Origin of the sequence: Paenarthrobacter sp. NPDC058040 (assembly GCF_042885775.1) — a bacterium.
GTDB lineage: Bacteria > Actinomycetota > Actinomycetes > Actinomycetales > Micrococcaceae > Arthrobacter.
Genome location: NZ_JBHVRN010000018.1, coordinates 44,790 through 71,074, shown reverse-complemented (window position 1 = coordinate 71,074; position 26,285 = coordinate 44,790). Strand labels below are relative to the sequence as shown.

28 protein-coding genes are annotated in these 26,285 nt (G+C 63.5%); 15 read left to right on the top strand and 13 right to left on the bottom strand.

Features of this window, described 5'->3' with window-relative positions:
* The first annotated feature begins 86 nt into the window (after nt 1-86).
* Together ACFVSJ_RS21705 and ACFVSJ_RS21700 are read left to right on the top strand one after the other, a co-directional pair.
* On the top strand, nt 87-1,217 hold the full coding sequence (locus ACFVSJ_RS21705; protein WP_387439166.1) for a glycosyltransferase: 1,131 nt from the start codon (nt 87-89) through the stop codon (nt 1,215-1,217).
* A 6-nt stretch (nt 1,218-1,223) separates the two neighbouring features.
* A complete protein-coding gene (locus ACFVSJ_RS21700; RefSeq protein WP_387439165.1) occupies nt 1,224-1,400 on the top strand; it encodes a hypothetical protein in 177 nt (58 codons plus the stop codon).
* A gap of 80 nt (nt 1,401-1,480) precedes the next feature.
* Here ACFVSJ_RS21700 and ACFVSJ_RS21695 read toward each other — a convergent pair whose 3' ends face one another.
* Complete coding sequence (locus tag ACFVSJ_RS21695) at nt 1,481-2,809, bottom strand: hypothetical protein (RefSeq protein WP_387439164.1); 1,329 nt, start codon at nt 2,807-2,809, stop codon at nt 1,481-1,483.
* A gap of 348 nt (nt 2,810-3,157) precedes the next feature.
* Here ACFVSJ_RS21695 and ACFVSJ_RS21690 point away from each other — a divergent pair, with 348 nt between their 5' ends.
* Nucleotides 3,158-3,565, top strand: coding sequence for an NUDIX domain-containing protein (locus tag ACFVSJ_RS21690; protein ID WP_387439163.1), 408 nt, complete (start codon nt 3,158-3,160; stop codon nt 3,563-3,565).
* Here the strand turns inward: ACFVSJ_RS21690 and ACFVSJ_RS21685 are convergent.
* The 7 genes from ACFVSJ_RS21685 to ACFVSJ_RS21655 all read right to left on the bottom strand — a co-directional run bounded on the left by ACFVSJ_RS21685 (nt 3,554) and on the right by ACFVSJ_RS21655 (nt 10,683).
* Nucleotides 3,554-4,108 carry a PIN domain-containing protein gene (locus tag ACFVSJ_RS21685; protein ID WP_387439162.1) on the bottom strand — a complete coding sequence of 185 codons (555 nt, stop codon included), beginning with the start codon at nt 4,106-4,108 and terminating at the stop codon, nt 3,554-3,556. The genes ACFVSJ_RS21690 and ACFVSJ_RS21685 overlap by 12 nt on opposite strands.
* Nucleotides 4,109-4,564, bottom strand: coding sequence for an excisionase family DNA-binding protein (locus ACFVSJ_RS21680; RefSeq protein ID WP_387439161.1), 456 nt, complete (start codon nt 4,562-4,564; stop codon nt 4,109-4,111).
* Nucleotides 4,565-4,641: 77 nt separating this feature from the next.
* The gene (locus tag ACFVSJ_RS21675; protein ID WP_387439160.1) at nt 4,642-5,421 is read right to left on the bottom strand and encodes an alpha/beta fold hydrolase; all 780 of its coding nucleotides are present in this window, start codon (nt 5,419-5,421) and stop codon (nt 4,642-4,644) included.
* 52 nt (nt 5,422-5,473) lie between these two features.
* Nucleotides 5,474-6,274 (bottom strand): ABC transporter ATP-binding protein, encoded by an 801-nt coding sequence (locus ACFVSJ_RS21670; RefSeq protein ID WP_387439159.1) that lies wholly within the window; start codon nt 6,272-6,274, stop codon nt 5,474-5,476.
* Nucleotides 6,271-8,046, bottom strand: a complete 1,776-nt coding sequence (locus ACFVSJ_RS21665) for a dipeptide/oligopeptide/nickel ABC transporter permease/ATP-binding protein (protein ID WP_387439158.1) — start codon at nt 8,044-8,046, stop codon at nt 6,271-6,273. The genes ACFVSJ_RS21670 and ACFVSJ_RS21665 overlap by 4 nt, the downstream gene beginning before the upstream one ends.
* Nucleotides 8,039-9,085, bottom strand: a complete 1,047-nt coding sequence (locus ACFVSJ_RS21660) for an ABC transporter permease (RefSeq protein ID WP_387439157.1) — start codon at nt 9,083-9,085, stop codon at nt 8,039-8,041. The genes ACFVSJ_RS21665 and ACFVSJ_RS21660 overlap by 8 nt, the downstream gene beginning before the upstream one ends.
* Nucleotides 9,086-9,099: 14 nt before the next feature.
* The gene (locus ACFVSJ_RS21655; protein ID WP_387439156.1) at nt 9,100-10,683 is read right to left on the bottom strand and encodes an ABC transporter substrate-binding protein; all 1,584 of its coding nucleotides are present in this window, start codon (nt 10,681-10,683) and stop codon (nt 9,100-9,102) included.
* Nucleotides 10,684-10,995: 312 nt separating this feature from the next.
* Between ACFVSJ_RS21655 and ACFVSJ_RS21650 the strand changes: the two genes are divergently transcribed.
* The 9 genes from ACFVSJ_RS21650 (at nt 10,996) to ACFVSJ_RS21610 (ending at nt 19,081) form a co-directional block, all read left to right on the top strand.
* Entirely contained in the window at nt 10,996-11,628 is a 633-nt protein-coding gene (locus ACFVSJ_RS21650; protein WP_387439155.1) for an RraA family protein, read from the top strand.
* Nucleotides 11,629-11,677: 49 nt separating this feature from the next.
* Nucleotides 11,678-13,027 (top strand): MFS transporter, encoded by a 1,350-nt coding sequence (locus tag ACFVSJ_RS21645; RefSeq protein ID WP_387439154.1) that lies wholly within the window; start codon nt 11,678-11,680, stop codon nt 13,025-13,027.
* A 92-nt stretch (nt 13,028-13,119) separates the two neighbouring features.
* The gene (locus tag ACFVSJ_RS21640; RefSeq protein WP_387439153.1) at nt 13,120-13,923 is read left to right on the top strand and encodes a LamB/YcsF family protein; all 804 of its coding nucleotides are present in this window, start codon (nt 13,120-13,122) and stop codon (nt 13,921-13,923) included.
* A gap of 28 nt (nt 13,924-13,951) precedes the next feature.
* Nucleotides 13,952-14,704 (top strand): allophanate hydrolase subunit 1, encoded by a 753-nt coding sequence (locus ACFVSJ_RS21635; RefSeq protein ID WP_387439152.1) that lies wholly within the window; start codon nt 13,952-13,954, stop codon nt 14,702-14,704.
* Entirely contained in the window at nt 14,704-15,729 is a 1,026-nt protein-coding gene (locus tag ACFVSJ_RS21630) for a biotin-dependent carboxyltransferase family protein (protein ID WP_387439151.1), read from the top strand. Before ACFVSJ_RS21635 ends, ACFVSJ_RS21630 begins: the two co-directional genes overlap by 1 nt.
* Nucleotides 15,730-15,836: 107 nt before the next feature.
* Nucleotides 15,837-16,634: an SDR family oxidoreductase gene (locus tag ACFVSJ_RS21625; RefSeq protein ID WP_387439150.1), complete on the top strand. Its 798-nt coding sequence runs from the start codon at nt 15,837-15,839 to the stop codon at nt 16,632-16,634.
* A gap of 47 nt (nt 16,635-16,681) precedes the next feature.
* Nucleotides 16,682-17,860: a pyridoxal phosphate-dependent aminotransferase gene (locus ACFVSJ_RS21620; RefSeq protein ID WP_387439149.1), complete on the top strand. Its 1,179-nt coding sequence runs from the start codon at nt 16,682-16,684 to the stop codon at nt 17,858-17,860.
* Nucleotides 17,857-18,459 carry a TetR/AcrR family transcriptional regulator gene (locus ACFVSJ_RS21615; RefSeq protein ID WP_387439148.1) on the top strand — a complete coding sequence of 201 codons (603 nt, stop codon included), beginning with the start codon at nt 17,857-17,859 and terminating at the stop codon, nt 18,457-18,459. The genes ACFVSJ_RS21620 and ACFVSJ_RS21615 overlap by 4 nt, the downstream gene beginning before the upstream one ends.
* A 28-nt stretch (nt 18,460-18,487) precedes the next feature.
* Complete coding sequence (locus tag ACFVSJ_RS21610; RefSeq protein WP_387439147.1) at nt 18,488-19,081, top strand: TetR/AcrR family transcriptional regulator; 594 nt, start codon at nt 18,488-18,490, stop codon at nt 19,079-19,081.
* A 34-nt stretch (nt 19,082-19,115) separates the two neighbouring features.
* Here ACFVSJ_RS21610 and ACFVSJ_RS21605 read toward each other — a convergent pair whose 3' ends face one another.
* Nucleotides 19,116-19,595: a hypothetical protein gene (locus ACFVSJ_RS21605; protein ID WP_387439146.1), complete on the bottom strand. Its 480-nt coding sequence runs from the start codon at nt 19,593-19,595 to the stop codon at nt 19,116-19,118.
* Nucleotide 19,596: 1 nt separating this feature from the next.
* On the opposite strand from ACFVSJ_RS21605, the gene ACFVSJ_RS21600 reads away from it, so the two are divergent.
* From ACFVSJ_RS21600 to ACFVSJ_RS21590, 3 genes are all read left to right on the top strand, one after another.
* Complete coding sequence (locus ACFVSJ_RS21600) at nt 19,597-19,776, top strand: hypothetical protein (RefSeq protein WP_387439145.1); 180 nt, start codon at nt 19,597-19,599, stop codon at nt 19,774-19,776.
* A 370-nt stretch (nt 19,777-20,146) separates the two neighbouring features.
* Nucleotides 20,147-20,659 carry a gluconokinase gene (locus ACFVSJ_RS21595; protein ID WP_387439144.1) on the top strand — a complete coding sequence of 171 codons (513 nt, stop codon included), beginning with the start codon at nt 20,147-20,149 and terminating at the stop codon, nt 20,657-20,659.
* 107 nt (nt 20,660-20,766) lie between these two features.
* The gene (locus ACFVSJ_RS21590) at nt 20,767-21,339 is read left to right on the top strand and encodes an MOSC domain-containing protein (protein WP_387439143.1); all 573 of its coding nucleotides are present in this window, start codon (nt 20,767-20,769) and stop codon (nt 21,337-21,339) included.
* A gap of 130 nt (nt 21,340-21,469) precedes the next feature.
* On the opposite strand, the gene ACFVSJ_RS21585 is transcribed toward ACFVSJ_RS21590, so the two are convergent.
* The 4 genes from ACFVSJ_RS21585 to ACFVSJ_RS21570 form a co-directional block, all read right to left on the bottom strand.
* Entirely contained in the window at nt 21,470-21,853 is a 384-nt protein-coding gene (locus tag ACFVSJ_RS21585) for a hypothetical protein (RefSeq protein WP_387439142.1), read from the bottom strand.
* 1 nt (nt 21,854) lies between these two features.
* Nucleotides 21,855-22,295 carry a type II toxin-antitoxin system Phd/YefM family antitoxin gene (locus ACFVSJ_RS21580; RefSeq protein WP_387439141.1) on the bottom strand — a complete coding sequence of 147 codons (441 nt, stop codon included), beginning with the start codon at nt 22,293-22,295 and terminating at the stop codon, nt 21,855-21,857.
* A 233-nt stretch (nt 22,296-22,528) separates the two neighbouring features.
* Entirely contained in the window at nt 22,529-24,487 is a 1,959-nt protein-coding gene (locus ACFVSJ_RS21575; protein WP_387439140.1) for an ABC transporter ATP-binding protein, read from the bottom strand.
* Nucleotides 24,484-26,220, bottom strand: coding sequence for an ABC transporter ATP-binding protein (locus ACFVSJ_RS21570; protein WP_387439139.1), 1,737 nt, complete (start codon nt 26,218-26,220; stop codon nt 24,484-24,486). Before ACFVSJ_RS21570 ends, ACFVSJ_RS21575 begins: the two co-directional genes overlap by 4 nt.
* Nucleotides 26,221-26,285: the final 65 nt, after the last annotated feature.

Here is a 26,285-nt window from a genome sequence, read left to right as displayed (position 1 = left end):
TCTTGATCCTTTGGCGGGTCGTTTCTTGTGTTGGCCTTGGAAATCTAAGGGTGTCAGCACGCCAGGACGAACGAAAAGGATCTGCAATGAGCACGCAAACCCTGCAGGCAGCAAGGCCGGACACGGACGCCGAGCTGCGCCACGGTGCCCACCGCGCCGCTGGCGGCGTGGTCACGGTCCTGGTCCCGGCACACAACGAGTCCGCCGGCATCACCGACACCTTGGTCTCGCTGGGAAACCAGACCCGGCGCCCGGACCGCGTGATCGTGGTGGCCGACAACTGCACCGACGACACGGAGGAACTCGCGCTTGCCCAGGGCGTCGAAGTTCTCCGTACCGTTGGCAACAAGGACAAGAAGGCGGGCGCCCTCAACTACGCCCTCAGCACCCTGCTGCCGGAGGCCGATCCCGAAGACTTGATCCTGGTGCAGGACGCCGACTCCCAGCTGGCACTGGACTTCATCGAGAACGCCACGGCAAACCTCCTCAAGGACGACCTGCTCGGCGCCGTTGGTGGAGTCTTCAGCGGCGGACCTGGCGGCGGCTTCGTTGGACACCTCCAGCGCAACGAATACGCCCGCTACGCCCGCGATGTGAAGCGGCTCCACGGCAAGTGCCTGGTGGTCACCGGCACGGCAGCCCTGTTCCGCGTCAAGACCCTGCGCGACGTTGTTGCCGCCCGCCTTGAGGGAACCCTCCCTCCCGGCAACGGCAAAGGCGGCGTCTACGACACGTCCGTACTCACCGAAGACAACGAGCTCTCCTTCGCGTTGTTGACCCTCGGCTATCGCATCGCCTCGCCGTCCAACTGCACCCTCGTTACCGAGGTCATGCCCACGTGGAAGGAACTGTGGGCCCAGCGCCTCCGCTGGAAGCGGGGTGCGGTGGAAAACTGCGTCCAGTACGGCTGGACCAAGGTGACCCGCGCCTACTGGGGCCGGCAGTTCCTGTCCATGATCGGCGTCGTGGTTACCGCGGCGTACTTCGGCTCCATCATCTTTGCCCTCGCTACCGGAATGGGCCTGAACTTGCAGCCATTCTGGGTTGCCGTCACCGGCATCTTTGTTTTGGAACGCATCATCACGGTGCGTCTCAGGGGCTGGAGGTACATGCTTCTGGCCGCCACCATGTACGAAACCGTCATCGATATCTTCCTGCAGGCCGTGCACGCCAAGGCCTACCTGGATGCAGCATTCAACCGAAAGAAAGTTTGGTAATCCCCCATGTACAACAACCCAGCAGGACCCGCGGCCGGAGCTTTCGTTGGAGCCACGGGTTCCGGAACGCTCGCCATGACCGGCGCCGGCGACCTGTTCTGGTTCGCCCTCGCAGCCTTCGCCATGCTGGCCCTCGGTTTGGCCATCAAGCGGATCGTTCCGGTCCGGGCAGAGAAGGCCTAGCCATATAAGCCCAGCAAGCCCGCAGTTGTGTCGGATGCCCCCAGCGCGACACAAATGCGGGCTTGCTGCATGCCTTGGACCTAGCTGACCACCGCCGTGGCGGCCGAATACTTGGCCACGGTGGTGTAGCCGGGCTTGGTGCCGGTAACCCGGACCATCATGGTGTCCGCCTGGTCGGCGGCCACCAGGGTGTAGGTCTTGGCGGTCGCACCGGAAATTGCGACGCCGGACCGGTACCACTGGTAGGTGAGCGTGGTGCCCGTAGTCCAGGTTCCGGTGTTGGCGGTCAGCGTGGAGCCGACGGTCAGCGTGCCGGAGATGGTTGGTGTCGGAGCCACCAACGTTCCGGCGGCCACCGTTGCCGTTTGCGCGGATTCCTTGGTGGTGGTTGCGTAGCCGGTCTTGGTGCCCGTCACGCGGACCGTCAGCTTGGTGCCTTGGTCAGCTGCTGCAAGGGAGTAGGTGGAAGCCGTGGCACCCGAAATCGCCGTGCCGTTCCGGTACCACTGGTACGCGAGGCTGGTACCGGCCGTCCAGGTCCCCGGGTTGGCGGTCAGCGTGTTGCCCACTGCGGCTGTGCCAGTAACCGTGGGCGTGGGGGCGGTCAACGGGATGCCGGCGACGAAGGAGAAATCACGGATGGTCACGGACTCGGGAGCCACGTGCGCGGCGTCGCCACCGCCTCCGCCCGTAACCCACAGGTTGAAGTGGATCTGTTCCTTGGCCGGGACCGGAACGGTGGATCCTTGAAGGACGGTGCGCTTCAACAGGGTTCCGGAGTACCCCTCGCCGGCGAATGTCTCAAAGGTGATCTTGCCCGGCTCCCACACCATGCGGTGCGTCAGGATCGGCGCGTTGGTTACGTCGAAGGTCACCGTGTTGTTGCCCTGGCCCGGAGGCTTCGTGGCATCGAACCAGTAGCCATGCCCTTGCGTCACCGGCCAGTTTTCACCGTATGCTGCGCCGCCGCCCCAGGCGGACGCCTCACACAGATCGATCTCGGTGTAGCCCGGCACTGCGTTGGGATCGTAGGTGAAAAGACATCCCCACACCACTTCCTTCTGGAGGGAACTGACGTCCTTCTCCACCGTGGTGCTGTACGTTCCGTAGCCGAAGCCCTCACGCGTCGACTGGAACTCAGCGCCCACCGGAGCATTGCCCGTGGGGTTGCTGATGGAGAGTTTCACGTACCCGTTGGCGTCAGGGTTGCTGACGTTGTTGGCATCCCAGCTTCCGTTGTACATCGGAGCCCCACCCCAGAAACGCTTCTGCCAGTTGAAGCCTTCCCAGGAGAAGCTGCCTACCGGTCCAGGGTCTTCCGCAACCACTGCCGCCTTCTTTGCCGCCTGTGCCGACCCGATTCCTGCAAACATGGACAGCCCCACCGCCAAGGTGAGGGCCAAGCCCATAACTGTTCTTCCCCCAGATGGAAGGAGCCTTGCTGACTTTGACATAGCTGTAGCCTCCGATTGATGCGCCCAGAAAAGCCTCCGACAATCACCGGAGGCCGCAATGACGTTCCCCCCACAAGTAACGTCATGTCCGATGATTATCAGGGAGACGGAGCCCTTCGGGAAGACGACCGGTAAACCAATTTCATCGTTACGCCATCAATTGGATAACGAAGCCGTTGCCTGGGGTAACGTTGGCTTTGTCTGTCCGCGTAGCCTCCGGGAGGGCAAATCAGCATTCGAAGCGCAGGAATTCTCCTCTACCGACACTCCCCGGCAGGTGTGCTGGAACTCTGGATTGCCCATATGGGCGGCCCATTCTGGGCACGCAAAGACCAACATGCTTGGTCCATCCCCAAGGGCGAATTTCCTGAGGACGAGGACGCCCTGGCAGCGGCCCGACGCGAGTTCACCGAGGAAATCGGAACAGCTCCGCCGCCCGTTGATTACCACTTGCTCGGGGTGTTCAAGCAGCCCTCGGGAAAGCTGATCACCGCCTACACCGCTGAGGCCCCGTCCTTTCAGCCTTCCGAGGTGGTCAGCAACACCTTCCCCATGGAATGGCCCAAGGGATCCGGCTCCATCAAGGAATTCCCGGAGATCGACGATGCACAGTGGATCGACGAGGCCACAGCCAGGACCAAGCTCGTGAAGGGCCAACTGCCCATCGTGGATGCGCTGGTGGAGTTCCTCACTGGCCACTCAGCGCCGTAAGGCCGCTGAAATTTGAGGCAAACCCTCATTCTCAAGCCTATTGAGGACGTCATCGACATTCATGGGCGGGTTACGGAACAACTCAGACATATTCCTCACCGCAAGGTGAATCTCCACAGCGTCCAGGTAGAACTGGTCCATGAGGAAGTCATCCGGATGCTTGGCTTCGATGCCCCAAGGTGCAAGAAGCTCCGACGGGAAGTGCCGTAGGTTCTTTGTCACGATGACCTGCGCTTGCGCTTTCAATGCAGCCGCCATCACGTGGGCATCGTCGGCATCAGGCAATGCCGCAAATACCTGCTCCAGCGCTTCGTAGTTAGTCACGAGACAGTCTGGAACGGCGGCGCACATCAGCTTGCGAGTGCGATCGAGTTTCGAGCTATCCAGATCCGGCCGATTGGCCTTCAAGTTTCGAAAAGTCTCGTCCAGAATGGCTTCCGTCCAGCGTGCTTGAATCATTCCACTCTGGGCTACTCGCACCAATAAATCCCGCAGCGCGCTGGGATAGAGAACATTGGCATCGTAGATGACCGTGAAGACCACCTAGATGAACCCCATTTCCTGACCAAGGACAGATAGCTCGTCGGCTGCATCTTTTTGGGCCACCGATGTTCGACGCTTGTAGTCGTAAAGCGACTCGGCCATGACGCGACGGTGCGTGCCGACTTTGCGGTAGTCAATCTGACCCGATTCGAGAAGTCCAACCAAGTAAGGCCGCGATACGTTCAGCAGATCTGCGGCTTGCTGGGTTGTGAGTTCAGCATTCGTTGGGATGACCGTGACACCCTGTCCGGCTGCCATTTTCCCAAGGATCCGAATCATCAATTCAGCAGCTGGCCCGGGCATCTCAAGATGCCCACCATCCGCGACCGTCATTTCGATCGGCTGCCGCGGGTCGGGATGCGCCTCAACGGCACGCCTGAGGATTTTCAGGGCTTCACGAGCCATATCAGCATCGCTTCCATGCGGATACGCCGGTGTTGCAGGCATAGCAGTCATCTCGGCTCCCTCCGTACTAAACCTTCGGATGGACCCACTCTATTCGATAAACGAAATAAACGAAACGGGAGAGTCCGCTACCCGCTTTTCCTCGCAATGAACTCCCGGATCCAGTCGGTTGTTTCCGGGTGGTCCAAGTGAAGGCCGTGCCCCGCGCCCGGAACGCGGACCAGCACCGAGCCGGGGATGTGTTGCCGGAGCAGGACGGCGTTGGGCAGCGGGGTGAGTGGGTCTTCAGTGCCGTGCAGGATCAGCGTCGGGGCCCCGATGGAGCGCAAAGAATTCCACGCGTCATGCTCTCGGCTGGCCAGGAAGTGCCGGGATTTGGCCCATGCCGAAGCCTTGGACGCAAAGAAGGTACGCACGTCTTCCGGGTGGTCGCCCGCCCACGCCGCATCAAAGAACAGCGGAGTCAGCTTGGTCAAATCACCGCTGACAAGCGCTTCCATCGCTTCAGGTGAAGCCCGCACGGCCGGATCCGCCGAACGCCCGCCGCTCGCGGCGGCAAGAATCAAAGTACGCACCCGGGACGGGAAATCAATGGCCAGCCACTGCCCTACCCGCCCACCCATGGAGTGCCCGTACACGTGCGCTGAAGAAACCCCTGCGGCGTCAAGGACGGCAACAGCATCCGCGGCCAGCAAACGCGTCGTGTATCGCCCGGCCTCCCCACGGCCACTTCTCCCGATTCCCCGGTGATCGAAGCGGATGACGCGGTAAGAGCGGGACAGCAGCTCCGCCGTCGGACCCCAACCGTCCATGGCAGTGGCCTGGCCGGCGATCAGCAGCAGCGGGTCGCCAGCGCCTGATTCGGTCCAGGCGAGTTCGGTACCGTCGGCGGCCGCAGCAAAGTTCACCGTGACACTGTAACTTTGCTGCGGCCCGGCCACCCATCAAGAGCAAGCAAAGTCACACAGCGGCAACCTTCCGGGGACCGATGTCGAAACCCGGACCGCCAGGCACCGAATCGATCAACCGGCGGGTGTAAGGGTGTTGCGGATTGCCGTATACGGAATCCACGTCCCCGGACTCAACCACCTCGCCGTGGAACAGGACCAGGATCTCGTCGCTGACGTGGTGCACCACATCGAGGTCGTGCGAGATGAAGGCCATGGTCAGGTCCAGTTCCTTCCGGAGCCTGCCGATGAGATTCAGGATTTCTGCCTGGACGGAGAGGTCCAGTGCGGAGGTGATCTCGTCGGCAATGATGAGCTTGGGCTGCACGGCCAGGGCCCGGGCAATGGCGATGCGCTGCCGCTGGCCGCCGGAGAACTCGTGCGGGTAGCGCTCCGCAACCTCGGGGTCGAGGCGAATGGTGGAGAGCCAGTAGGAGATCTTCTCCTGATGTTCCCGTGGATTGGACCGCAGCGGATCAATGGCCTCGGCGAGGGTCTGGCCGATGGTCCGCCGGGGATTCAGGGATGAATACGGATCCTGCGGGACCATTTGGACCATCCGACGCATGCGGCGTCGCTCGGCCCCGGACATCCGGGCGACGTCCCTTCCATCAAACGAGATCACGCCGCTGCTGGGCTTCACGAGTCCCACGATCGCCTTGGCCATGGTGGACTTTCCGGATCCGGATTCGCCCACGATGCCCAGGGTCCTCCCTGCCCGGATGCTGGCATTGACGCCTTTCAGCACGGTGGCGGCGGATCGGCCGGAGCCAAACGTCACCCGGACATCGTCCAACTCAAGAACTGCGCTCATTTCGCGGCCTCCTTGGCGCTGCCGTTTCCCGCCGCTGGCGCAGCGGAATCGTCGAAAACCTCGTCCATGGCAAAGTCCGTGGCCTTGACGGTGACCAGTTCTGCCCTGCGTTCGGCGATGGACGGCGTCGCAGCGAGCAGTGCCTTGGTGTAAGGGTGCTTGACCTTTCCGGCCGCGAGTTCCTCTCCGGTGAGCCGTTCCAGGATCTTGCCGCCGTTCATGACGATGACCTTGTCGCAGAGCGCCTGGACCACACCGATGTCGTGGGAAATGAACAGCATCGCGGTCCCCATTTCGCGGTTGATGGTGCGGAACTGCCGGAGCACGTCAGCCTGCACGGTCACGTCCAATGCGGTGGTGGGCTCGTCCGCGATGATGAGCCGGGGATCGGTGACCAGCGTGGAAGCAATCATGGCCCGCTGCAGCATGCCGCCGGACAACTCGTGGGGATGCTGCTTCATCCGCTTCTCCGGCTGGGTGATGCGGATGTCTGCCAGTGCCTTGACCATGCGTCCGAAGGCGGTCTGCCGGGCCTGGCCCAGGTGCACGCGGCTCACTTCGGTCAGCTGCGAGCCGATGCGGAGGGCCGGATTGAAGCTGGTTCCGGGGTCCTGATACACCAGCCCGATAGACGTGGCCAGCTCCCGCGGGTTGTTCTTCTTCAGCAGGTTCAGCTCACCCAATCGCATGGTCTTTGCGTTGACGCCGAGCTCCTCCGGCAGCAATCCAGCGATGGACATGGCGGTCAGCGACTTTCCGGAGCCGGACTCGCCCACGAGGCCCACCACTTCTCCCGCGTGGATACTGAGCGAAACACCCTTCACCAAAGGAACACCCGACGGCGTGGTGACAGTGAGGTTGTCCACCTCAACCAGCGCTTCGGCGTCGGCCCGCAGGGAGGCGGGAACCTCGGATGCCTTGCGGAGGCTGCCGAACTTGCGGCCACCTCGGGGGTCGGTGGCGGCAGCGAGGCCGTCACCGATGAGCATCGCGGAGAGCCCGGTGATGGTGATCATGATGGACGGCATCACGGCCTGCAGCGGCTGGGAGTAGATGTTGACCAGGGCCTCGTTGAGGAGCCGGCCAAAGTCGTACTCCGGGTTCTGGACGCCGAGGCCGATGAAGGACAGGCTGGACAGGTCGATCAGCGTGGTGGCGAACACCGTTGCGGTGAGGACCAGGAGCGGTTCGACCATGTTGGGCAGCAGGTGCCGGGTAATGATGTGTGGGCCGGAGACACCCAGCAAACGTGCCGTGGACACGTAGTTGCGTTGCGAGATGGACGCCGCCATGTTCGCCGTGAGCCGGGCAAAGGCCGGAATGCTGGCGATGGAGATGGCCAGCACGGCGGACCACGTTCCCTGCCCCAGGATCGCGGCGATCAAGAGCGAAAAGATGAGGCTCGGATAGGCGACGGCCGCCTCAATGACGCGCAGGACGGCGGTGCGGATGCGGCGCGGCGCGAGCCACACGGCGGTACCGATCGCAATACCGGCGACGACGGCAATCGCCGTGGTTGCCGCCGTCATGAGCAGCGTGAGCCTGGCAGCGACGAGGGAACGGGCCAGGACGTCGCGACCGAAATCGTCGGTGCCGAGCCAGTGCTCGGCGCTGGGTCCCTGGGACGCCTGCGGGGTCAGCTTTTCCGCCGCTTCCGTGAGGAACATGGGCGCGATGAATGCCGTGAGCACCATGGCGGACATCATGACGATGCCCACAATCAAGCCGGTGGTCCAACGGAACCTGCGGCGGGGACGGGCTGTCTCAGCCATTGGATTTTCCTCCGAGCGTACGGGGGTCGATGAGGCCGAGGATGACGTCCACCAGCAGGTTGAGGACGATGGCCAGGAAACCGAGCACCAGGATGATGCCTTGGATGACGGGGTAGTCCTTGTTCACGATTGCGGTGACGATCTCGCGTCCCAGGCCGGGCCAGTTGAAGACGTTTTCCACGATGATGGCGCCGCCGAGCATGCCAGCCAGGATGAGTCCGGCGAGCGTGAGCGCGGTGGTCAGGAGGTTGGGCAGGGCGTGGCGGGCGTAGAGCCGCAGGGCGGGCAGGCGCCACCCACGCCCGGTCCGCAGGTAGTCCTGTTCCAGGACGGTGGCGGTCTCGCGGCGCACCACGCGCGCAATGGAGCAGATCGGCGCGATCGAGAGGCCAACCACGGGCAGGATCAGCGCACTCAACGATGCTGCACCGGCTGCGGGAAGGACCTTGAGCATGATGGCGAAGACCACCACCAGCATGGTGGAGACGACGTACTGCGGAACGGCCTGGAAGAAACCCGTCAGCATCCCGAAGGAGACGTCCAGCCATTTCTTCCGTCCGCCGCGGGTCATGATGCCCACGATCATGCCGGCCGGAACGGAGACCACCAGCACCAGGACGATGCCCAGCAGTGCGAGCTCCGCGGTGAAGGGCAGCTTGGTTGCGATGATCTGCGAGACAGAGGTGCTGTAGGCGAACGATTCGCCGAGGTCGCCGGTGAAGAGTCCACCCACGTAGTGGATGAATTGGAGGTAGAGGGGATCGTTGAGGCCCAGGCTGTTGCGGATGGCTTCGATCTGTTCGGTGGTGGCGTCCGCTCCGGCCACTGCCACTGCCGGGTCGCCCGGAATGAGCGGAACCATGAAGAAGGTCACGACGACGAGCAGGGCTACGGAGAGGAGGACGCCGCCGGCGCGGCGAAGGGCGTAATCGGCCCAGGGCGAGAGGTTCAGGGCCCGGCCCCGGGGGCCCTTGGCGGCCCCCGGGGTTTGGCTCTCAAGGATCTGCACTTCCTTGGAGAGCATGGTTGGTTCAGTCATCGTGAAGCCTTTGCTTACTTGGTGATGCGCATGGTGGCGTAGTCGACAATTCCGGACGGCGCCTGGATGGAGAATCCTGAGCGCTGCGCGACGATCTGCGGCTCACCGACGAACGGAACAATGTCGTTGTCGCTGAGGATGCTCTTTTGGGCCTTGGTGTAGGCGTCGCAACGGGCTGCCTGGTCCGTGGCGGACTGGGCGGTGGCGATCTCTGCGAGGATGTCCGCGTTTTCGCCGCCACCGATGTTGCGGCCGCCCTTTTCCGTGGGAACGCCGGCGATGCGGGTCAGCGAGGCTGCCACGGTTCCAACAAAGTTGGCGTCACCTTGGACGGTCAGGTCCCAGGTCTCGGGCTTGGTCTGGGTCATGGTGGCCCAGGTTCCGTTGTCCACGAGTTGGAGTTCCACCGTGGCACCGGCCGCGCGAAGTGCTTCCTGGACGTAGGTGCTGCCTGCGCCGTTCGGTCCAATGCTGGTGGTGCCCACCATCTTGAAGGTCTTTCCGGCGAGCACTGCCTTGGCCGCGGCCGCGTCTTCCTTGGTCAAGCTGGAATTGTCGGGGAGAACGCACGGCACGGTCGGAGCAACGATCGAGTTGTAGGTGATGCCCTTGCCTGCGTAGGCGGCGGCGTTGAAGGCCTGCTGGTTCATGAGTTGGGCTACGGCTTTGCGGAGGGCGGGATCAGTGAACGGGCTGCCTTCGCGCTGGTTGAAGAGAAGGAAGATGCCGGCGAAGGGCACCGAAGTGACGGTGTAGTCCTTGTTGCCTTCGAAGCGCTGGACGTCTGCGGGGGCGATGTCCGAGACGTCCATTTCGCCGGTGAGGAGCTGGTTGGCCACGGTGGTCTTGTTCACGCCCGGGAAGAAGCGGACCGTCTTGGCAGGGGTGCCTTCCAAGGGCTTGGAGTATTGGGGCCAGGCTTTGTAGTCCTCGCGCAGCGTCATGTCGTAGCTGACTCCGTGGCTGGCCTTGGTGAGGGTATAAGGGCCGGAGAAGGCACCCTTGACGGCGCCTTTCGCCAGGCCATCGAGGTCGGCGAGTCCGGCCGGGCAGATGATGCCGGTCTGGGCCAGGGTGAGTCCGCCGATGAGCTCGGACCACGGCTGGGCGAGCTTGATGTCCACGGTGCCTGCGGCGTCGTCGCCCGTGATGGTGGGCTGGCCCGGGCCGAAGACGAGCTTGCCGAAGTTGTTCTTGGTGGCGGGGTCGGCGAAGTAGCTGAGCGATTTGGCCACGATGGTGGGCGTAATGGCGGTGCCGTCGGCGCAGGTGGCGTCCTTGCGGATGGTCAACGTGGCGTTCGTGGCCGTGGATTTCCATTCAGTGGCCAGGCCGCCGATGAACTTGCCGTCAGCATCCCGCCGGACCACGGTGTCGAACAAAAACCGGGCAACCTCGTAGTCATCCTTGGCGTTCGCCTTGGCTGCATTGAACGTGGTGGGGTCGGAATTGAGGGCAGTCCTGATGGTGTCAGTGGACATGGCACCGCCTGTGCTTCCGCCTGCCGATGCCTGGCCTCCGGTGGTGCAACCGGTCAAGAGGAACGCGGCGGCGGTTGCTGCAGCCGCGGTGGCCATGAACGTGGAACGTCCTTGCATAAGGGGTGAACCTCCTGGTCGCCTTCGGGAAGCCGTAGCGGGGCGGATGCGAACGAACCCAGCCGGTGTTACCCAAAGGATTGAAGTGCGATAACTTTCGCGAATGAGAAGAGATTCACACATTGCCGAAATGAAGTCAACGCTTTTTTGTGAGTTCCCCCACAAGAGACCTGCGCCACGCCGAGGTTTTACAGGCCGGAAACATCGGGGGCTTGACGGGGTGGGGAAAAAACGCGAAACTTTTCTCATATGTGATTGGCGTCTCAAGACATCCAACTCATCCAAACCCGGACCAACCCAAAGGTGGAACACATGGCAACGACACTCGAGCTCACAGTCCGCAAGGCACAGTGGACCCGGCCGCCGCGGGAACTGGTCCGCGCTTTCGAAGCTTTCCCGGTGGCCAACATTGGCGATGCCATGGAACGCCTCGGCCTGGTGGACGGCAACATCAACCCCGTCTGGGCAGGCGCCAAATGCGTCGGCTCGGCAGTCACTGTTCTGGGCGCTGCGGGCGACAATGCCGCAGTCATCGAATCCCTCAACTACATCGAGCCAGGCGATGTGGTGGTGATCAACGGCTTCGGCCACGAGCACCGCGCACTCGTGGGCGAACAGCTTTCCCAGCGCTTCGAGGCCGCCGGCGCCACCGGCGCAGTCATCGACGGCTACATCCGTGACCGCGCCACCATCACCGAGATCAAGTTCCCGGTGTTCGCACGTGGCACCACCCCCGCTGGCCCGTTCAAGAACGGCCCCGGCGTCATCGGCGAACCGGTGGCCATCGGCGGCATTGTTTGCTCCGCCGGTGACATCGTCGCCGCAGACGATGACGGCGTCGTCATCATCCCCCAGGCCCGCGCCGCGGAAATCCTGGAGCTGGTCAAGGCTGTCGCGGTCCACGAGGCCGAAATGACCGCCGAGATTACCCGCGAATACAGCTAACCCCCTTCTCCCCTCCCCAACAGCGGGACCTAAACTGAGAGAACCACCAATGTCTAGTTCATCGACGGAATCAGTGGAACTGAACACCGCACAAGTAAAGGTCGTCACGGCTGACGGCAAGATGGTGCGCAAGGCTACTATCGCCGGCACCATGGGCTCCTTCGTGGAGTGGTACGACTACGGCATTTACGGGCTCCTGACCACGTACCTTGCCATCAACATCATGGGTTCCAAGGACATCGGGTCCCTGCTGCTTACCAACGTGGGCTTCCTGGTCAGCTTCCTGGCCCGCCCGTTCGGCAGCGTGATCTGCGGCTACCTTGGCGACAAACTCGGCCGCAAGAACCTGCTGTCCATGCTCCTGCTCCTGATCTCCGGGGCAACCGCGTGCATCGGCCTTATCCCGTCTTCCTCGGTGATTGGCTGGGCGGCACCTGCCCTCCTGATCCTCCTCCGCATCCTGCAGGGCTTCTCCGCAGGTGGCGAAGTGGCCGGCGCCATGGCGTTCGTGGGTGAATACGCCCACAACAAGCACCGCAACTACTCCATGAGCTTCATCGCCGTGGGTTCCTTCTGCGCGCTGCTGTTCGGCAGCGGATTCTCGGCGGTCCTGATTACCACCCTGGGCGACTCCACCATGGAATCCTGGGCCTGGCGCCTCCCGTTCCTGTTCGCCGTGCCACTGGGCTACGTGGGCTACTACATCCGCTCCAAGATGGAAGACACCCCGCATTTCGAGGCCCTCCGCGAGCGCAACCAGGTTGAGCGCAACCCGCTGCGCGCAGTCTTTACGTCCAAGCGCCACCTCAAGGCGATCGCGCTGACCATCTTCCTTCCGGCACTGAACGGCCCCGGCTATTACCTGCTCTTCGCCTACATGCCCACGTACCTGAAGACGCAGCTTGGTTCGGGCAACAACTTCAGCATGCTGCAGGCCTTGACCGTTACCGCGTTCAGCCTGGTGGCCATCATCATCGCCATCCCGCTCATGGCCCGCCTCTCCGACAAGATCGGCCGCAAGCCGGCACTCGCGCTCTCGGCTGTGCTGATGGCAGTGGTGTCCTACCCGATGTTCGCGATGATCACCACGGGCAACATGCTCATGGCCTGCATCGCAACCGTGGTCATGGCCATCGCGTTCTCCGGCCACGCAGCTGTTGTCCACACGGTCCTGACGGAAATGTTCCCCACCACCGTCCGCTACAGCGCTTACAGCATCGGCTTCAGCCTGAGCACCATCATCTTCGGTGGCAGTGCGCCGCTGATCATGACGGAAATCATCAAGGCCACTGGAAACAGCATGGTTCCGGCGTACGCCTCGATCGGCACGGCAATCATCACCTTGGTTTCCGTCTACTTCCTGAAGGAAACCAAGGGACAGCCGCTGGCCACCCACTAACAAAACCCGTACGACGGCGGCCTGCCGCCATTGCTGCCAGGCCGCCGTCGTTGGACCATGAAGCACCACAACGAAAACCATTGGGAGTCACCTTGGGCATCAACTCAGTCGCCGTCGTCGCAGACCTCGGCGAAAGCTACGGAAACTACACGATTGGCGACGACGACGCCCTGCTGGGCCTGGTCACTGCCTCCAACATTGCCTGCGGTTTCCACGCGGGTGACCCGCGCGTCATGGACGCCACGGTCAAGGCCTGCGTCGAGCGCGGCATCGAGCTCGGCGCGCACCCCGGCTACCCGGACCTGGTTGGATTTGGCCGCCGCTTGATCGAGGCCAGCGAAGAGGAAATCCGCACCGACGTGCTCTACCAGATCGGCGCACTGGATGCCTTTGCCCGCATCCATGGCGGAAAGATCAGCCACGTCGCCCCGCACGGCCGCATGGGCAGCATCGCCCAGACCGACGCAAAGCACGCCCGGGCCATCACCGATGCCATCAAGGCCTACGATCCCTCCTACATCGTGATCTGCCAGAACGGCCTGCTCGCCGATGAGTCGCGCCAGCGCGGCCTCGAGGTTGGCTACGTGTTCCTGGCCGACCGCGGCTACGGCGAGGACGGCATGCCGGTGTCCCGCAACACCGAAGGCGCACTGCTCCACGACCCCGAGGAGATCGGCCGCCGGGTTGTCCAGGTGGTCACCGAGGGCACCGTCCGCGCCGTCACCGGCAAGGTTGTCCCGCTCGGCCACGATGCCGACGTCGTGCTTCTCCATGGCGACCACCCGCAGGTCCTGGAGAACGGCACGGCGCTACGCGCAGCCCTGGACAAGGCCGGCGTCAAGGCCACCGGGCTGCAGGAAGTCCTGGCCGAGAAGGCCAAGCTGGCTGCCGTCTGACCCACCCATCGACAAAACCCAAGGACCCATGAGCACGCACCCAGAGCCCGGACAGTTGCCGGACATCAAGGCCGTTCCCTTTGGCGATTCCGCGCTGATGGTCAGCGTTGCGTCCGGAACTGTCGAGGAACGGCAGGCAGGTAGCCGCAGGCTCCGTGAAATCCTCCTTGAGGTGCGGCCCCATGGATTGCAGGATGTGGTGGCCGGCGTCGATTCCATCCTGGTGGAGTTCGACTGCCTCGCGGTGGGGCACGCCCAGCTGGCGCAAACCATCCGGCTGGCGGCTTCCGGCCGGTTCCAGGAGGGCGCCGGGCACACCGATGGCAAGCACTTTGTGATTCCGCTGGTGGTCAACGAGGCATTCGCCCCGGACCTGCCGGATGTTGCCGCCGAATTGGGCATCAGCCAGGAGGCCGTCCTTGCCCATCTCGAGGCCTCGGTGCTGCACATCACTCTCCTGGCCTCGGCCATGGCCCCGATGATGGGCCGCGTGCGGTTTCCTGGCCAGGTCAGCCGCTGCAAGGAGCCGCGTACCAACGTGGACCCGGGCTCGGTGATGGTGGCGGGAACGAATGCCATCATCCAACCTTTCCCCGGGCCAACCGGCTGGAAGGTCATTGGGCGCACTCCCCTGACCATCTGCGATATCCGGGAAGATCCCCCCACCTCCTACACACCGGGAGACACCGTTCGGTTCAAGGTTGTCCCGGAGTCGGAATGGGAACGCTTGGAAGGCCAATTCCTCACGACCGGTTCGTACTCGATCGAAGGGGATCTCTGATGGCGGCTGAGCGCAGCGTTACCGTGAAGGTCCGTGAGACCGCGTGGCTCGCTACGTTCCAGGACCTGGGGCGTGAACAATCGGAAGCCCTTGGCGTCCCCTGCGGCGGAGCGGCCGACCAGCATTCGGCCGCCGTCGCCAACATCCTGGTGGGCAATGACCGGTCCGCCACCATGCTGGAACTCATGGGTGGCCGGTTCTCTTTCACCACATCCAAACCGCTCCTCATTTCCGTAACGGGCGCCCCCGCCGATGTCACTGTCAACGGCAGCAAAGTCCCCCTCTGGGAGCCTGTCTGCGTTCCGGCCAAGGGGCGCGTGGTGATTGCGAACACCCGCGGCGGAATGCGGAATTACCTGGCTTTCAGTGGGGCCCTGGTCACCGATCACTTCATGGGCAGCGCCGCTCCCGAGGCGAGGATGGGCTTCCCGCAGCAGATCGCGGCGGGCCAGCACCTGGAACTCCGGACGTCCTACTCGGGGTTCCAACACCCCTACTTGACGCAACCTTTGTTCCGGCTTCCGGTTCCGATCCCCTCCTTTGAGCACCCGCTGTGGACCATCGACATTGTTGAAGGCCCGGAAACAGACGCAGCGTTGGGAATCCGCGAACTCCTTGCCTCCCGCGAGTACACGGTCACGGCCAAGTCCAACCATGTGGGGCTGCGTTTGGACGGTCCGGTGGTCCACCCGGAAGGACTGGGCGAAATCGTCTCGCACGGCGTGCCGATCGGAGCCTTCGAGATCCCGCACGGCGACGAGCTCATTATCCTCGGCCGCTACCGGACACTGACCGCCGGCTATCCCATTGTTGCTTTTGCCACCAAAGCCTCCTTGCCCATGTTGGGGCAGGCGCGTCCGGGGCAACGCATGACGTTCCGTTGGGTGGACCAGTACCAGGCCGTCGCGGATTACCACGAGGCGCAACGTCTGCTGGGCGTGCTGGAATCGCGGGTACAGAGCCTGTTCTCCGCCCTGGACCTGCCGCATCACTCCCGCCCGACGACTATTGGGGCAGCGGCCTGAGCGCTCACCGGGTTCGCGATACTTGACCATCACCCGTCGCAAATGAGAAACTTTTCGCATATGTGACAGCTATCTCACCACTGTCCACCATTTAGAGGAACGGAACCATGGGACTTCTTGAAGGCAAAGTCGCCGTCATCACCGGCGCAGGAACGGGCATGGGCCGGTCCACTGCAGAACTGCTCGCAGCCGAAGGCGCGCACGTGGTGCTGGTAGGCCGTCGGCTTTCCGTCTTGGAGGAGGTCGCCTCGGAAATTGCGTCCGACGGCGGCAGCGTCCACCCGCGGGCCGCGGACATCGCGTCCAAGGACGACGTCGATGCCTTGGTGGCGTGGGTTTCCGAAACCCTCGGACCCGTGGACATCCTGGTGAACAACGCGGGCAGCGCGAGCAAGGTCCTCAACGTCCGGTGGATCAGCCAGGAGGAGTGGAACAGCGTCCTGGACGTCAACCTCAATGCCGTCTACCTGCTGACCCAGGCCGTCCTCCCCGGGATGCTGGCCCGCAACACCGGCACCATCATCACGGTGTCCTCGCTCGCAGCCGTCAACCCGAACCTGCTGGGCGGCGCCGCCTACGGTGCCGCGAAGGCCGCAGTTCGGAACTTCATGACCTACCTTCACAACACGTTCCGCAACGAAGGCCTACGCGCAATCACCATCCTCCCCGGCGAAACGGCAACACCCATCCTGGACAACCGGGCCCGGCCGCCCAAGGCCGAGGAACGCGAAGCCATGGTCCAGCCGGAGGACGTGGCCCGCGCCATCCACCTCGTCGCCACGCTGCCGCAACGCACAGTGGTCCAGGAACTGGTGATCGCCCCGACAGTGCAGCGCGATACCTCCGGGGACATCGAAATCAGCCGCTGGGCGGGCGCACCGGCAGAAGACCTCCCCCAGCAGTAGCACCCCCCCCTCAGACTTCCCTCCCAACCAGCCGAAGCAGGATTGCCATGACCCTCGAACCATCCACCGCCGTCGCAACCTTCCAGCCTTCCGAGGCCGTACAGCGGGTGCAGCGCACCTCCTTGCGCGTCCAGCAGCCGCAGTCGAAGGGCGACCTCGTCTCGCTTGCCATGGGCGAACCGGACTTCGACACCCCCGAACAGGTTCGCGCCGCAGCTGCCCGCGCCTTGGAAGAGGGGCACACCCACTACTCGCCGTTGCTCGGCGAGCTGGTGCTTCGCGAGGAGCTGGCTGCCCGTATCGGCCAACTCCTCGGCGAGGTGGCCAGCTCCGGCGACGTGCTCATCACCCAGGGCGGCACGGCCGGCTTGTCCGCGGCCATTCTGGGAATCGTGAACCCGGGCGACAAGGTGGTCATCCCGGATCCCACGTATTCGCTCTACGCGGACCTGGTCAGCATGGCCGGCGGCACGATCGTGCCCGTGCCTCTGGCGGAGGACCTGCACTGGGACCTCGACGCCTTGGCAACGGCCCTTGAGGACGCCAAGATGTTCGTTTTCTGCAACCCGTCCAACCCCACGGGCATCGTGCACTCCCGCGCCGAACTCGAGGCACTTGCCGACATGGTGGCTGGCACGGACACCCTGGTCCTCTCCGATGAGGCCTACGGCGACCTTGTCTACACCCCGGAGCCGTTCACGTCTGCACTGGAGATCCCTGCACTTGCCGGTAGGACCATCTACTGCCAGACGTTCTCCAAGAGCTACGCCATGACCGGCTGGCGCGTGGGCTACCTGTGGGGTCCCTCCGAGGTGATCGCCTCGGCTGCCCGCGTGCACAACACCTTCAACGGTTCCATGAACACGGCCGTGCAGTTGGCCGCGTTGACCGCATTGAAGACCTGCGGCCCGGACATCGAACGCATGCACGCGTCCTACGCGGAACGCCGCGAGCTCATGTTTGAAGGGCTGAGCAAGGTCCCCGGCCTCACGGTCAGCTCCCCCGAGGGCGCTTTCTACCTCTTCCCCAAGTACGACGTCGATATCCCCGCAGCCCAGATGGTGGCACACCTCCGCGACTTCGGTGTCGCGGTCCGTCCCGGCAGCGAATTCGGCCGCAACGGCGAACACCACTTGCGGCTGTCCTACGCGGCAAGCGCCGATGCCATTTCCAAGGGCGTCCAACGCATCGCGGCGGGCCTCGCCGCACTGAAGCAGACCCCGTGACAGTTCTCGATCCACCGGCTGGGCTGCGTGTAGACATGCAGCGGAACCGGATGCTTTTGGTGGACGCGGCCGGCCGGCTCTTCGGAGCCGGCCGTTCGGCTACCATGTCCGAGGTGGCCGCGGAAGCGGGCATCTCAACGGCCACTGCCTACCGGCACTTCGCATCGGTGGACGACGCGCTCGCCGCCTACCGCTTCGAAGTGGGCCGGGAGCTTCTAGAGTTCACCCGGGACCAGGAAGCACAGGGACTGGAGCTGCTCAAGGCCGTGTGCACCAAGTGGGTGCACCTGGTGGTCCAGCACGGCCAATCCATGATCCACACGCGATCCGCCGAGGGCTACCTTGCCCGCGTCAAGGCGGGCGCGTATTACCTGACGGTCCAGGCCGACGCACTCGCGAAGCCCCTTAGGGAAGCCTGCCGGGAACTCGGCATTGAACACCCCGGGGACGAGGCCCTCTTCCTCTGGAACGGCTTCTTCGACCCCCGCGAAATCAACGATCTCCTCCACAGCCTGGATCTCACGGCCGAGCAGGCCTCCGCCCGATTAGTCAGGACCTTCACGGCCGCCCTGACAGGGTGGTCCACTTCCAGGACCTAAGCTTGAGGTGACGAAAGGGTGCCCATCAATGCGTAGTGATACACAGCGCAACCGCAGACAACTGGTCAAAGCAGCTGGCCAGCTTTTCGCGTCCCGCCGCGGCGCCATCAGCATGACCGATGTGGCCAAACACGCCGAAATCTCCACCGCCACCGCCTACCGGCACTTCGCGTCAGTGGAAGACATCCTGGCCGAGTACCGTTTCGGCGTTGGCGAGAAGCTGCGCGACTACAGCCTCAAGCAGCAGGAGGCCTCCGGCGTCGAACTTTTGACCATGGTGAGCCGCAAATGGGTGGACCTCGTCATTCGCCATGGCGGCGCCATGCTGTACACGCGTTCGGGCGAGGGCTACTTGGCCCGCTTGCGCTCCGGCGCGTTCTACCTGACCGTGCAAGCCGATGCGCTTGAGCGTCCGCTGCGCGAGGCGTGCGAGGAACTGGGGCTACCGGCGATCGGTGACGAGGCCATGTTCCTGTGGAACATCCTGTTCGACCCCCGCGAAATTTTGGACCTCATCAACACCGTGGGGCTGACAAAGGACCAGGCCACCGCACGGCTGATTGCGGCCCTTAAGGGCGCGCTGGCTGGTTGGAGCGATGACCGCGGGCAGGTCGACAACTGAAAAGCCGAACCCTCAGGTCCGGCTTTTTCCATATCTATGAGGCGACTGGCCTGATCAGTTCGCGGATCCGTTCCGCCGGGAGCGATGTCAACGCTGCGATCCGGAAGACATCCAAGCGTCCGGTCTCCAGACCTTCCAGGACATCGCTGCGGAGTCTTTCCACGCTGCGCTCTTTGTCTTCCATGGCGCCCTCAAGCTGCCGGACGATCGCCGCAAGCACCGAAAGATGCCACTCCTGCTGGGCCCCTGAAAAGTGGAGGTCCTGGTATGCGCCACCAAGCCGCTTGACGTCCGTTGCCCGGATACCCACGACGGCCGAAACGGCGGCCAGGGAAACCTTGTCAGCCAGCGCCGCGGCAATAGCCTCATTCCGGCGGTTCAGGAGCATCCGCACATGGCTGTCGATGCGGGCACGGGACACCCTGGACGCCAGGAGGCGCGACTCCAACGGACTGTGCCGGCGCGCCCCGGCTGAAATACGACGGCGGGGCCTGGCTTCAGCTACGTAGGTCACGGTGCGTGAGGCCCTGGACCAGGTGCCAAACAACTGCCTGGTTGCCGTGCGTGGGCATGATGCTGCCCTCCAGCACTTGAAGGCCCGGGCCCATCTGGCCTACGGGAGCCCACACGCCGCTGACCGGGCAGTGGCTTCCGGTGCCGGCGACGTACCGGCACCGGTGCGTGTGTCCGACTGAGTGTTCTCCAACGATGCGACGCATCACATGCCTCCGGGGATTGGGGAGTTTGCTTGGAAACTCGGGGAAATCTGATGCTTTAAGCGTATGTCCGGGCTTACACAAAAGCAAGAAAGTTTTCTCATTTGTTTAAGATTTCTCATGGATTTCCTAGGCCTCACCGAAGGCCTCCGAATGCGGTCCGGGGATCTGCGGGAAGCTCAGAGTCAACCCTGCGCCCGCCGCCTCCTCCTGGGACCGAGCGTGTGCGTCAAGGGTGTCCACATCACAAGAAACCCTTGACCTCCTACCGGAGCATCTGCGAATCTTTTCTCAAGTATGATTTTTTGCCATGCCCGACCGCAATGGCGCGACCGGAAGGACCTTCCACATGAGCTCCACTTCCCTCCCACCCCTCGTTGTCATGGGCGTCTCCGGATGCGGAAAGTCGACCATCGGCTCACTCCTGGGCGAACGGCTCGGCATGCCCTTCCAGGACGGCGACGACCTCCACCCCGCAGCGAACAAAGCCAAGATGGGCGCAGGCATCCCCTTGGACGACTCCGACCGGAAGCCTTGGCTCGAAGAAATCGGCCGGACACTCCATGCGGCGGTGGCTGGTGGCACCCCGTCGATCATCGCCTGCTCGGCACTGAAGCGCAGCTACCGCGAATTGCTTCGCGCGCATGTTCCCAACGTTGTGTTCGTCCACCTGCACGGCGACCGCGAAACCCTCCTGGCCCGGATGAACGCCCGCGATCACGAATTCATGCCAAGCAGCCTCCTCGACTCGCAGCTCAGCACGCTGGAACCCCTGGCCGTCGACGAAGAGCACGTACTTGCCGACTTCAACCTTGCCCCTGACGTACTCATCGAGGACATCTGCGGCCAGCTCGCCGCCTAGTTTCGCGGCACCCAAGGAGGCCGACGACGGTGCCGGCGGCCGCCGTCGTTCGCTTGCCGTGGGCGCTTAACCTGTGCGAGCCGCCGCGGGACAGCTAGCGTTGAGGGATGACCGCTGAGTACAGGTACGACGTCGAGGTGCTGCACCTTTTGGTCTCGCCCGCCCACGCCTACTTTGGCCGGGCGCGGGAAGGAGCTGCCGACGTTCCCACCACGGATGCCGCAACCGCGGAGTTGGTTACGGGAAAGGGAATCGTCGGTGACCGGTTCTTCGGCAAGGCCGCGCACATGGACGCAGCGGTGACGGTGTTCGCCGTCGAAGCCCTTGAGTCGATCGCTGCCGAACTCGGTGCCGGACCCTTCAATCCACTGCTGACCCGCCGAAACGTGGTGATCCGTGGCGTCGAGCTTGCGCCGTTGTTGGGGCACGAATTCTCGCTCGAGTCCGGGGGCGATTCCGTGGTTTTGAAGGCAGGACGCCCTGCACATCCCTGCGCCTGGATGGACCAGATGCTGGCTCCCGGCGCCCACAAGGCCATGCGCGGACGGGGTGGGGTGAGGTGCCAGGTGGTCTCGGGTGGACTATTGCACCGCGGGCCCGCTGTTTTGGTCAGCCCCGTCCCTTTGGAGCCATCGCGGGCCGGGGAGGCCACGGTGCTGAGGCCCTCAAGGCTGCCGTGATCCCAAGGCGCGTGCCGCCACGACCTACTTTCAGCTGCGGAAGCCCGGGATTCAACCTAAGTCAGTTGAACCCGGCCGCCGCCAAGCTCAAAATGGGTGGTGAAGGAACGCCCCGTTGGAGGCTGCAAGATCAGCGGAAGTTGCGGCCAGGCTCGGTCTCGTTTGTATGCCCCGTTTCCACGCGTTCAATGAGCACGGACCCCTGACCTTTACCCTTCTTGGCCGGCGGGATCACGGCATACCAGATGCGGCCACCGTGGGAGAACTTGTACTGATAGCGGTCATGCTCCAGACCTTGGTATGTCAGGCTCCGGAAACCACCGCGCAGTATGTAGCACAACCCTGGCTGTTCAAGGCCTGGATTCGTCGTGAGGTACTCCCATGCCTCGGCGAGGCTATTACGAGCGGTTGCTTTGGCATCCTGCCAACCCTTCTCTGCCTCACGGGTAATGAATTGCAGGACGAAGTCAGTGCTCTTGGACGGCCTGGGGACGCCGTCCGTTCTCTTCGCCAAGCTACGGCCCCTCGAGAATGACAGGCCGATCCAAATAGATCAGGTCCGCACTGCCAACCGGGATCCCCTCAGCTACGGCCGCCGCCGTGGCTTCCCACGCCGAAATCACTACCCCGAGCCGCCCGAAGAACCCCACCGCAGCGCAGCCCCGGGCTACCTCCACGACCTCGGAAGCGAACTCATCCTGCTCAGCCCGGGTGAGGAACGTCAGCCATGGAAAAGGCACGTGGAGCCGTTGGACGAAGTCACCTTCGCCGAGGGAGGCGGCGATGAGGGCGGAGGCCAACTGCAGACCGTGACGGTCGTTGCGGTGATCGCTTGCTTTGGAAACTATCAAGTCCTCTTTGCCGCGTCGCGTCACGACGATATCCCCCTCGTCAATGTGAGAAAGGACTTCCTTCGGTTCGCGCAGCAGCTGCGTGAAGGTGGCGGTTGTAGTCATGGTGGGATTTTATCTGATAAACATCAGATAATCACCTGTTCGAGCATCCACTCGTAGCCTCGGATGATCAAGAGGCGGCGCTCATCCCGGAAGGGTAACGCCCCGCCATTAAGGTGTAGCGCCACGACCCACTTTCAGCTGCGGAAGCCCGGGATTCACCCTAAGTCAGTTGAACTCGGCCCCCGCCAAGCTCAAAGTGGGTGGTGAAGGCACGCCCCCGCCGCCGAAAACCCTCACACTTCCGCTGCCGGCGCCGCGAACTGGGCCTCGTACAGGCGGGAGTACGCCCCACCGGTGGCCAGGAGTTCGGAGTGCGTCCCCTGTTCCACGATCTGCCCGGCTTCCATCACCAGGATGAGGTCTGCGTCCCGGATGGTGGAGAGCCGGTGGGCGATTACAAAGCTGGTGCGGTCGGAGCGCAGGGCATTCATGGCTTTCTGCACCAGGACCTCTGTCCGGGTATCCACCGAGCTGGTTGCTTCGTCCAAGATCAACACCGAAGGACGGGACAGGAACGCCCGGGCAATGGTGAGCAGTTGCTTCTCCCCCGCCGAAACATTGCTTCCCTCGTCGTCCAGCACGGTGTCGTAACCCTCGGGCAGGGAGCGCACGAAGCGGTCAACGTAGGTGGCTTGTGCGGCCTCCATAATTTCGGCTTCCGATGCCGAAGGACGCCCGTAAGCAATGTTGTCCCTGATGGTCCCACCGAAGAGCCACGTGTCCTGCAGGACCATGCCCATCCGCGAGCGCAGTTCTTGCCGTGACATGGTGGCGATGTCCGTGCCGTCCAGGGTGATCCGGCCGCCGTCGAGCTCGTAGAACCGCATCATGAGGTTCACCAGGGTGGTTTTGCCCGCACCCGTCGGGCCAACAATGGCGATGCTTTGGCCGGGCTCGGCCACCAAGTCGAGGTCCTTGATGAGTGGCTTGTCCGGTGAGTAGCTGAAGGAGACGTTCTCGAACACGAGCCGGCCCGGACCCGGACCCGAGCTGGAGCCAACAGGTTCCGGCGACTCTTCGTCCTCATCCAGCAGGTCGAACACCCGCTCGGCGGAGGCAACCCCGGATTGCAGCATGTTGGCCATGGATCCGAGCTGCGCAAGGGGCATGGTGAACTGGCGGGAGTACTGGATGAACGCCTGCACGTCGCCGAGCTGCATTGCCCCGGACGCCACCTGCAGGCCACCCACCACTGCGATGCCCACATAGACGAGGTTTCCAATGAAGGTCATGGCAGGCATGATGAGGCCACTGACGAACTGGGCCCCGAAGCTGGCCTGGTACAGCTCGGAGTTCTTGGCACGGAAGCGTTCCTGCACCTCGTTCTGCCGTCCGAACACCTTCACCAGCGCGTGCCCGGTGTAGGTCTCTTCGATGTGTCCATTGAGTTCGCCGGTGTTCTTCCATTGGGCGACGAAGAGCTTCTGCGACCGTTTGGCGATCAACACCGTGATGCCGAGCGTCATGGGGATGGTCACCAGCGCGATGAGTGCCAGCAACGGCGAAAGGATGAACATCATCACCAGGACACCCAGCACCGTCAGGAGCGAGGACACTACTTGACTGATGGATTGCTGGAGGCTTTGGGAAATGTTGTCCACGTCGTTCGTGACCCGGCTGAGGAGCTCACCGCGTTGGATGGAGTCGAAGTACTTCAGCGGCAAGCGGTGGATCTTGGCTTCTATCCGCTCCCGGAGCCGGTAGACGGTCCGCTGCACGACGCCGTTCAGTACGTAGGCCTGCATCCAGCCGAACGCCGCGGCCAGGACATACAGCGCGAGCGCCCAGAGCAGCACCGAGGACAGCGCGCCGAAGTCGATGCCGACGCCGGGCGTGAGGGTCATGGCGTTCAACATGTCCGCCTTGGCGCCCTCGCCTGAGGCCCGCAACCCCGCGATCACCTGCTCTTTGGTGACGCCCGCGGGCAATTGCTTGGATACGACGCCGGCGAAGATCAGGTTGGTGCCTTCACCAAGGAGCCGCGGGCCGATGACGTTCAGGGCCACGCTCGCCACTGCGAACGCAACCACCAGCGCCAACCACAGCCGTTCCGGACGCAAAGTGGCCAGCAGGCGCCGGGCGGAGGCCCCAAAGTTGGAGGCCTTCTCGGCGGGCACATTCATTCCGGCGAAAGGTCCACCCCTTCCGGGGCCCATCGCCGGCCGCTGCGGACCACGGGTCATGGTGCTCATGCTGCCTCCTCCGCTGCGAGCTGGGAGGACACGATCTCCCGGTAGGTTTCGGAAGTCTCCAAGAGCTCGTCGTGTGTGCCCTGGCCAACGATCCTGCCGTCGTCGAGCACCAGGATCTGGTCCGCGTCCGCGATGCTGGAGACGCGCTGGGCGATGATCACCAGCGTGGCGCCATTGGTGTGGCTCTTGAGGGCTTGGCGGAGCCGGGCGTCGGTGGCGGTGTCCAAGGAAGAGAACGAGTCGTCAAAGATGTAGAGCTCCGGCCGCTTCACCAGGGCCCGGGCGATTGCGAGCCGCTGCCTCTGGCCCCCGGAAACGTTGGTTCCGCCCTGCGAAATGGGAGCGTCGAGTCCGCCCTCCATCTGCTCAACGAAATCACGGGCCTGCGCCACCGAGAGAGCCTGCCAGAGCTCGTCCTCCGTGGCGTCAGGTTTGCCGTACAGCAGGTTGCTGCGGACAGTTCCCGAGAAGAGGTACGGCTTTTGCGGCACCAGGCCGATGTGCCCCCACAGCAGGTCAGGGTGCAGTTCGCGGATGTCCACGCCGTCCATGCGCACGGAACCGGAAGTCGCGTCGAAAAGCCTCGGCATCAGGTTCACCAAAGTCGTCTTTCCAGCGCCGGTGCTACCGATGATCGCCGTCGTCTGCCCTGCCAGCGCCGTGAAGGACACCCCGCTGAGAACCGCTTGCTCGGCACCCGGGTAGGCGAATCCGACGTCGTGCATTTCAAGCTGGCCGCTGCGGCGGCCGGTGAGGGAAACCGGGTTCGACGGCGGCTGGACACTTGAGTCGGTATCCAGCACCTCGCCGATGCGGTCGGCCGAGACGGAAGCGCGCGGGATCATGACGGCCATGAAAGTCGCCATCATCACGGACATGAGGATCTGCATGAGGTAGCTCAGGAACGCGATCAAGGTGCCCACCTGCATGGACCCGTCCTCGATCCTGAAGGAACCGAACCAGATCACCGCCACGCTGGAAACGTTCATCACCAACATGACCACAGGGAACATCAGTGCCATCAAGCGGCCTGCCCGCAGCGCAACGTCCGTGACGTCGTCGTTCGCTTTGCCGAACCGGGCCGACTCCATGTCCTCCCGCACGAACGCCCGAACCACGCGGATGCCGGTGAGTTGTTCGCGGAGGACGCGGTTTACGGCGTCGATCCGGATCTGCATCTTCCGGAACAAGGGCACCATGCGGGTCACGATCAAGCCGACACAGACCAGCAGCACCGGCACGCACACGGCGATCAGCCACGACAACTGGGCGTCCTGTCGCACGGCCATGATTACGCCGCCAATGCTCAGCATCGGCGCGGCGACCATCAGTGTGCAGGACATCAACACCAGTTGCTGGACCTGTTGGACGTCGTTGGTGGAACGGGTGATCAGCGACGCTGCGCCGAACCGGGTGACTTCCTGCTCCGAGAATTCACCCACACGGCTGAAGATCGCATCGCGGACGTCGCGGCCCATGCCCATGGCGGCTTTGGCACCGAAATACACGGCGACCACGGCACACGCGATCTGCAGGAGGGTGATCAGGAGCATGAGACCGCCCAGGCGCAGGATGTAGTCGGTGTCCCCCACGGCCACGCCGTTGTCGATGATGTCCGCGTTGAGCGTCGGCAGATAGAGCGACGCGATTGACTGCGCGAGTTGAAAAACGACGACGGCGATCAGCAGCCTCTGGTGGGGCCGCAGAAATCGAACCAGAACCTTCCACAGCATGGGGTCTCCGAGCTTCAAGGGTGTGAACCGAAGGCCAGTTTACGTCTGGTTGCTGTGGGCAACTA